This window comes from Vibrio sp. M260112 (genome assembly GCF_036533775.1).
GTDB lineage: Bacteria > Pseudomonadota > Gammaproteobacteria > Enterobacterales > Vibrionaceae > Vibrio.
On record NZ_JATABH010000137.1, the window covers coordinates 1 to 1524 of the forward strand.

General features: G+C 39.5%; 1 protein-coding gene and 1 pseudogene. One reads left to right on the forward strand and one right to left on the reverse strand.

All coding sequences use genetic code 11. From position 1 onward, the window contains the following. The first annotated feature begins 245 nt into the window (after positions 1-245). On the forward strand, positions 246-1028 hold the full coding sequence (locus QTN95_RS20580) for a zinc-dependent metalloprotease family protein (protein ID WP_331418835.1): 783 nt from the start codon (positions 246-248) through the stop codon (positions 1026-1028). A 169-nt stretch (positions 1029-1197) separates the two neighbouring features. Here QTN95_RS20580 and QTN95_RS20585 read toward each other — a convergent pair. Beyond that, positions 1198-1371: pseudogene (locus QTN95_RS20585) on the reverse strand (type II toxin-antitoxin system RelE/ParE family toxin); the annotation flags it as partial. Between the last annotated feature and the right edge of the window lie 153 nt (positions 1372-1524).

Genomic DNA, 1524 nt, shown 5'->3' on the forward strand with positions numbered 1-1524 from the left:
CATGTCGATCCATCTTACAAACTTGGAAAACGTTTTTTGCTAAGTCGATAGCGAGCACCGTAGAATGAGTCATGTGTTGGCTTCCTTGTAAAAGTGTCGTTACTTATTACGTTACTCCCGAGGGAGATAGGGAGTCCATACATCTTGGCATTTTCACTATGCGCTGGTTTTAGTGATTAAGGCGGTATGCAGCGGCTTCGGTATTGCGTTGCTCACCCCTTAACATGGCTATTCTTGAGGTAGTAATGAACGCAGTACAAATATTCAGTATTATCTTGTCAGTACAATGTGCCTATGTTTTCGCAGTAGGGCTTAAGCTCCCTGATTGCCCTAACTCTCCTAAATTGGAAACGGAAATTTACTTTTATATAGATAAAAGTGTGCTTAATGAGTATTCAGAAAAGTTCGTCAATTCTAAAATTAATACTTGGGTGAACTATTCAAATCTTACGCTAGAGAACTCATGCATCCCAATAGAAAGAAAAGTCACAAAAGTAGAATATACTTCAAACATAGATAGCTCTTTGTTCCAAGACGTTGATGCTGCCAAGAGCCTTGTGAATTATCATTCTGAATCTGAAATCCCAGAAACTAACAGCTCTGGCGTTCCTATTTTCAAAGCAATTTTGTTTTCAAATGCGGCTGACAGTTTTAAGTCCCAATGGTGTGGGGTCGCATCGGCGACATCTAACTACTTCGTAATTGGACTAAATTGTTACGATAGTGCAATGGAGCACGAAATTGGGCATTTAAGTGGTGCAAATCATGATATGAAAACAGTACTTGAGTATAGTCCGAAGTTTGATGTGGACTCTTTTGTTAACTATACGTTTCCAAACAAAAATGAGAGGTATAGCTTTGGTGCTACTTGCTCAAGTCGAGGAACAGTCATGTCTTATGAAAAAGATATAATTCCGGCATATTCAAGTCCAGACATAAGTGTAGATGGTCAAGTTTGCGGAGATGAGCTTACGGCCAATAATGCAAAGGTTCTTCGTGATTTTGCAAAAAGATACATGTCTAACTAACAACATATCCATACAAGCATTTAAGAGTAATTCACAACGCTTGGCGCCCTCACTTCAAGTCAGTTTAGTGTTTATGACACAAGGGTTTAGTGCGTTCAAGTTCATATCATGATGAAATATAGGTAAGATCAGAATTGAGAACGAGTAAGGAAGAAATCCTACAGGCTCGTTATACGCCAAAGATTGGATTTACATCCATGCTCTTATGCAAGATTCTGATGATCTGGATGTGTTGGCTGCCAATTTGTTGATAAAAAATAACATGGCTCCCTTGTGGAAATTTTCGGTAGCCATCTCTGATTTCATCACAAGTTTTACCGATGTCAGGGTTTTCAGCGAGAATCACGTTAAAGGGACATATATGGTCACCTCGCTGTTCGCAAGGCCTGATTGAAATTAATGTCGGTCTTTTCTTTAAGCTATTTCATAGGCACCCTTAACGGAGATTAACATTGATGGTCGACGGTCTTGCGACATATATCCGGCGTCGTTATAG